Below are 6,181 nucleotides of genomic sequence, written 5' to 3'. Positions count from 1 at the left end.
GTCGGGGATTTCGTCGGCGGCTCGTTACACGAGTTCGACGAGGGCGTTCAGAAACGGTTCGGTTTCGGGTTCGGCCAAATGCAGGATACGCGCGCTCTGCTGCATGCGGGCGATGTTCATGTCGGGGCGGAACAAAACGATTTTGCCGTTTTGCTGGCGGAAGGCTTTCAGGCCTTCGAAGCATTCGCTGCCGTAATGCAGCGCGTGTGCGCCGGGGGCAAGGGTCAGTTCGCTGCTCGGCTGCCAGCGGGTCGGCTGCCATGCGCCGTTTTCAAATGCGATAACGGGCATTTCGGCGTGGAATACGCTGCCGAATACGGCGGGAACGGGTCGGGTCATGTTGTTACCTTTGGTTTTGAAATTGTTTTGAAACGCGGGGACGGAATGTCCGGACAAACGGCGGGGCCGTCTGAAAAATCGGGTATTTGAAGAACCGTAAAGATACGCTGCGCGGCTCTTTGTGGCAAGTGGGAAACAGGGTAAAATCGGGCGCGGACGGCGGTTTTCAGACGGCCTCGGGTTTTCCGGCCGAGTGTAAACGCTCCGAAATCCGCACGGTATCCGTATGTACTGCGGACTTTTATGGCGGATTTCCGCAAACGGCCGGACAACCGGTGTTTAACCGCTGTGTCGGCAGGATGCGGTTCCGTCGGGCGTTGTCTGTTTTTCAGACGGCCTTAAACCGCATCGGGATGCCGTCTGAAAATTCCGCTTCAAACCAACACATCAAAACAAAATACATGAAAAAATCCCTCTCCCAATGGCTGACCCATCTCGAAACCGCCCACAGCAACGGCTTAATCGACATGGGTTTGAGCCGCGTCAGCGAAGTCAAAACGCGGATGAACCTTGTGCCGCACTGCCCCGTGGTGGTGGTGGCGGGTACCAACGGAAAAGGTTCGGTATGCGCGTATCTGTCGCAGATTTATACCGAAGCGGGCTTCAAGGTGGGCACGCTGACCAGCCCGCACCTGCTGCGCTACAACGAACGCATCGCCGTCAATACCGAGCCTGTGCCGGATGACGTGATTGTCGAATCTTTCGAGCGCATCGAAGCGGCGCGCGGTGATGTGTCGCTGACCTATTTCGAGTTCAATACGCTGGCGGCGGCGGATATTTTCATCCGCGAACAGGTGGATGTGATGGTGTTGGAAGTCGGGCTGGGCGGGCGTTTGGACGCGGTCAATATTTTCGATGCCGACTGTGCCGTCGTGACCAGCGTGGATTTGGATCACGAATCTTATCTCGGCAATACCGTCGAAGCGGTCGGCTTTGAAAAAGCGGGCGTGTTCCGCAGCGGCAAACCCGCCGTCTGCGGGCAGGTGCCGCCGCCGCAGTCGCTGCAGAACCATGCGGAGAACATCGGCGCGCCGCTGCTGCTGCTCGGACGGGATTTCGGCGTAACCAAGCTGGAAAACGTGCAGTGGTCGTTCCATTTCCATCCCCAAACTGCGGGCGGCCTGTTTTCAGACGGCCTTAAGCGCAACCGCAATGCGTTGCCGATGCCCGCGCTGCGCGGTGCCTACCAAACCAACAACGCGGCCTGTGCATTGGCGGTATTGGAATGCCTGAACGACAAGCTGCCGGTGGATTTGGGCGCAATCAAACGCGGCCTGCTGAAAGTGAACAATCCCGGCCGTTTCCAAGTGTTGCCAGGCCGCCCGCTGACCATACTCGACGTCGGCCACAACCCCCACGCCGCGCGCGCGCTGCGCCAAAGCCTGATTAACCTGCCTTATGCCCAGAAACGCATCGCCGTGTTCAGCATTTTGGCCGACAAGGATTCGGACGGCGTGATCGGTATCCTGAAAGACCAGTTCGACGAATGGTATATCGCCCCGCTGGATATGCCCCGCGGCATGGATGCGGAATCGCTGCGGCAGAAACTGGAAAGCTGCGGCATAGGCCGTCTGAAAACTTTTGAAAATGTGGCTGCCGCATACCGCGCGGCTTTGGCGGATGCGGGAGAAAATGATAGAATTACCGTATTTGGTTCATTTCACACAGTTGCCGAAGTCATGGCAACGCTGTAACAGGATTTTCGGCCATGTCGGACAAAAAACAACATCAGCCACACGTTTTTCAAGACGAATACGAAGAACTCAAACGCAAAAACCGCCGCCGCCTAGTCGGCGCATCGGCTTTGGTGGTCGTGGCCGGCAGCCTGCTGGCGTTTGCGATGAACGGCGGGGAAGAAGGCGATGCCGTGCAGACTTCAGCCAGCATGGTTTCCGAGCCATTGCCCGCTCCCGAAGTAACCCAGCTTACGCCCGCCGGCAGCGATGCCGTTGCCGTATCCGAACCCGTTGCCGGAGCGGATGCAGAAGTGGTTCAGACGGCATCCGCGCCTGCAGTTCAAGATGCTTCCCGTCCGCAAAACACGTCGCAGGCTCGCAACGGCAGTGCTACCGAAACGGTTCAAGACGGCTCGCCTGCCGGAACGGGCAGCCGCGACGAGCCGGTGGTGCTGGTAAACGATACCTTGTCCGACAGCGACATACAGGGATTGAACGCTTCCGGTTCGTCGGCTCCGCCGCCCGTCCGCAGCGACCAGACGCGCGAACAGGCATCGTCGGTACAGGATGACGCGGCTGCCGTTGCCGCAACCGCCGCCGCGCAGCAGCGCCGTCAGGAAGCGCGCCGCCGTCAGGCCGAACAGCGGCGCCAGCAGGCGGAGCGTGATGCCGCCGCCAAACGTGCGCAGGATGTCCGTGCCGAACAAGCCGCCAAACGCAGGGCGGAGCTGGCACGCCAACGTGCGGCGCAACAGCGTGCAGCCGAGCAGCGTGCGGCTGCCAAAACCGCTTCCGCTACACCGAAAGCGGGCGACTACCGCAAAACCGACGAGCCTGATGCGTTGGCGCAAAAAGCCGCAGAGAAGAGCCGCGAGCTGGCCGCCAAAGACAGCAAACGCGCCCGCGACCTACTGGAAAGCAACAAGGCCGGTGCGGGACGCAGGGCGACGATTCAGGCGGGTTACAACAACAAAGCCCAAGCCCAGCAGCTCCAGCGCAAAATGCAGAGTGCCGGCATTCAGGCGGGCATTGTCGAAATCAATACCGACAAAGGCAAGGTTTACCGCGTGAAATCGGGCGCGTATCCCAATAAAGAAGCGGCCAACCGCGTGCTGGATCGTTTGCGTAAAGAGCGCGGTATCGGCGGTACGGTAAACGAAGAGTAGTTTCATAGTTTTCAGACGGCATCGGCATGATGCCGTCTGAAATGGTTTGTGGGGCAGCGGTTTTCTGCTTTACCGTTTATTATGTCAGGCAGTTATGTCTGGGGGCAGGCCACAGTCTGTGCTTGGGCATCTGTTCCAATATGGCCAACGGCGAACCTGCTGCCGTTTTCCTGTTGGTTACTCGGCTGCGGGTGCCTGTCAGTGCGGTAAAGCCGGACTGCTCGAAGAAAAGTGTGTGAAGTTTTTCCTTAAAACCAATCTTCCGCAGCTTTTCAGACGGCATCTTTATGATACTGCACCCGTTCCGTCCCCTGTTTTTTCAGACGGCCTTTATCCGCCGTTTTCCTGATTTTTGAACGACAACTTTTATGGCATGGTTTGATATTTTCGCATTCGGCGTTACCGTCGCCTGTATCGTGATTTCGATGACGCGCGGCGTGATTGTCGAAGTGGTGGCGCTGGTTACCTGGATTGCTTCGTTTATCGCGGCAAGGATGTTTGCCGAACCCGTGTCCGAAATCGCCTTCAAAACCATGCAGCCGCGGATGCTGGCGACGGCGTTGTCGTTTGTGCTGGTGTTTGCCGCTTCGCTGCTGGTGTTGCGTCTGCTGCGTTCGCTCTTGACTTCGGCGGTTTCGTCGGTCGGTTTGGGCGGCGTAAACCGTATTCTCGGCGGCATGTTCGGTGCGCTCAAAGGCGTATTGATTGTTACCGTGGCCGTTTTGGCGTGTTCGTTTACCGACCTGCCCGAAAGCGACGGCTGGCGGAAATCCGTCAGCGCGCCGTTTTTCGAAACGCTTGCCGATGCCGCCGTACCTTATCTGAAAGGCAAACGGCACGGCAGCGGCGGCTCGGAGTCGGACAACATTACCGATTCGGGCGTACAGGATGCGGAAATTTAAACGGGTCGGTTTCGGGCGGACAAGGCCGTCTGAACAATGTGTCCGTTGCAACGGCGGCGGTTTTGCGCTTTCGGGCCGTCTGAAAACAGTTGGCAATTTGCTTTTCCGGCAGCTTTCCCCTTTACCTGATTTTTATGGAGAAAACGAAAAATGTGTGGCGTATTAGGTTTGGTTGCATTCGAGCCTGTCAACCAGATGCTGTATGACGGTTTGCAGGTGCTGCAGCACCGCGGGCAGGATGCGGCGGGGATTGTTACCGTGTCGGGCAATATGTTCCATATGCACAAAGGCAAAGGCATGGTGCGCGAAGTGTTCCGGACCCGCAATATGCGCGATTTGCTCGGCAATGCGGGCATCGCCCATGTGCGCTATCCCACGGCGGGCAATGCGGGCAGCAGTGCGGAGGCGCAGCCTTTTTACGTCAGTTCGCCGTTCGGCATCGTGCTCGCGCACAACGGCAATCTGACCAACACCGAAGAGCTGTACGAAAACGTGTGCAATAAACACCTGCGCCACATCAACACCCGTTCGGATTCCGAAGTGCTGCTCAACGTATTCGCCCACGAGCTGCGCCGCGAGGTAACGGCCGACGGCGGCACGCACCTGAGCGTGGACAATGTGTTCGACGCCGTATCGAAACTGCACAAACGCGTGCGCGGCGCATACGGCGTGGTGGCCATGATTGCGGGATACGGTTTGGTGGCGTTCCGCGACCCGTTCGGCATCCGCCCGCTGGTACTCGGTTCGCAAACCGTTTCAGACGGCCGCAAGGCTTATGCGGTGGCTTCGGAGTCGGTGGCGTTCAATGCCTTGGAATTCGACTTGGAACGCGATATCGCCCCGGGCGAAGCGGTCGTCATCACGCTCGACGGCCAAATCCATACCCGCCAATGCAGTGATGCGGCCAAGCTCAGCCCCTGCATTTTCGAATACGTTTATTTCGCCCGCCCCGACTCCGTGATCGACGGTGTGTCCGTTTATCAGGCGCGGCTCGACATGGGCGAGGCGCTGGCGGCCAAAATCAAACGCGAAATGCCGGTGGACGACATCGACGTGGTCATGCCCATCCCCGACACCAGCCGTCCCAGCGCGCTCGAACTGGCGCACCATTTGGGCAAACCCTACCGCGAAGGCCTGATTAAAAACCGCTATATCGGCCGCACCTTCATCATGCCCGGCCAGGCCACGCGCAAAAAATCCGTGCGCCAGAAACTCAGCCCGATGGAAACCGAATTCAAGGGCAAAAACGTTTTGCTGGTTGACGATTCCATCGTGCGCGGCACCACTAGCCGCGAAATCGTGGAAATGGTGCGTCAGGCCGGCGCGCGCAAAGTCTATCTCGCTTCCGCCGCGCCCGAAGTGCGTTATCCGAATGTGTACGGCATCGACATGCCCACCCGCGAAGAATTGATTGCCAACGGCCGCATCGCTGCCGAAATCGCGCGCGAAATCAGTGCCGACGGTGTGGTGTTCCAAAATCTCGACGATTTGGAACGCATCGTGAAAAACCTGAATCCCGCCATCGAATCGTTCGATTCTTCCGTATTCGACGGCTGCTACCAAACCGGCGACATCGACGAAGCCTACCTGCGACGGCTTTCCGACGGCAAAAACGCCGCCGCAGGGCAGATTATGCCTTCGCAGGTGGAGCACAACATCCGCGTCAGCGCTTCGGAAGACGACGGCGACGAGTAACATTGTCCCGCAGTTTCCGTACAGGTCGGAATGCCGTCAGAAACCGTCAACCGTCCGACCCAACAAGTCCGGCCGTTTGCTCGGAACAAATCCGCAGGAAGCGGAGAAATTTAGGTTAAGGCCGTCTGAAAACCGTTTTCAGACGGCCTTAACCCGCCCGTGAAAGATTTCCCATGTACGATGTCAACACCCACGACGTGCGCCGTTTTTTCGCCGATGTTTGGCAGAAACGCCTTCAGCCTTTAAGCCTTGACGCTTTGCAGCGCAAGGCACTGGCCATTATCGAAACCCATCCCGAATACCACCGTTATCTCGACAATATCGAAGCATATCTCGACAAAGTGTGGACACCGGAAGAAGGCGAAAGCAATCCGTTTCTGCATATGTCGCTGCATCTTTCGTT

General features: G+C 58.0%; 5 protein-coding genes and 1 pseudogene. 5 read left to right on the top strand and 1 reads right to left on the bottom strand.

Features of this window, described 5'->3' with window-relative positions; genetic code table 11:
* Positions 1 to 27 precede the first annotated feature (27 nt).
* Positions 28 to 339: pseudogene (locus tag ACEYDX_RS07850) on the bottom strand (branched chain amino acid aminotransferase); the annotation flags it as partial.
* A gap of 401 nt (positions 340 to 740) precedes the next feature.
* On the opposite strand from ACEYDX_RS07850, the gene folC reads away from it, so the two are divergent.
* The 5 genes from folC to ACEYDX_RS07825 all read left to right on the top strand — a co-directional run.
* The gene (gene folC / locus ACEYDX_RS07845; protein WP_373741464.1) at positions 741 to 2,033 is read left to right on the top strand and encodes a bifunctional tetrahydrofolate synthase/dihydrofolate synthase; all 1,293 of its coding nucleotides are present in this window, start codon (positions 741 to 743) and stop codon (positions 2,031 to 2,033) included.
* Positions 2,034 to 2,047: 14 nt separating this feature from the next.
* Complete coding sequence (locus ACEYDX_RS07840) at positions 2,048 to 3,181, top strand: SPOR domain-containing protein (protein WP_373741463.1); 1,134 nt, start codon at positions 2,048 to 2,050, stop codon at positions 3,179 to 3,181.
* Between the two features lie 368 nt (positions 3,182 to 3,549).
* A complete protein-coding gene (locus tag ACEYDX_RS07835) occupies positions 3,550 to 4,083 on the top strand; it encodes a CvpA family protein (RefSeq protein WP_373741462.1) in 534 nt (177 codons plus the stop codon).
* A gap of 150 nt (positions 4,084 to 4,233) precedes the next feature.
* Positions 4,234 to 5,778, top strand: coding sequence for an amidophosphoribosyltransferase (gene purF / locus ACEYDX_RS07830; protein WP_373741461.1), 1,545 nt, complete (start codon positions 4,234 to 4,236; stop codon positions 5,776 to 5,778).
* A 173-nt stretch (positions 5,779 to 5,951) separates the two neighbouring features.
* The coding region (locus ACEYDX_RS07825) for a DUF1841 family protein (protein ID WP_373741460.1) at positions 5,952 to 6,181 on the top strand (230 nt) is incomplete at its 3' end.

Source organism: Neisseria sp. (assembly GCF_041804105.1).
Lineage (GTDB): Bacteria > Pseudomonadota > Gammaproteobacteria > Burkholderiales > Neisseriaceae > Neisseria.
This window is presented reverse-complemented; position numbering and strand designations above follow the sequence as displayed.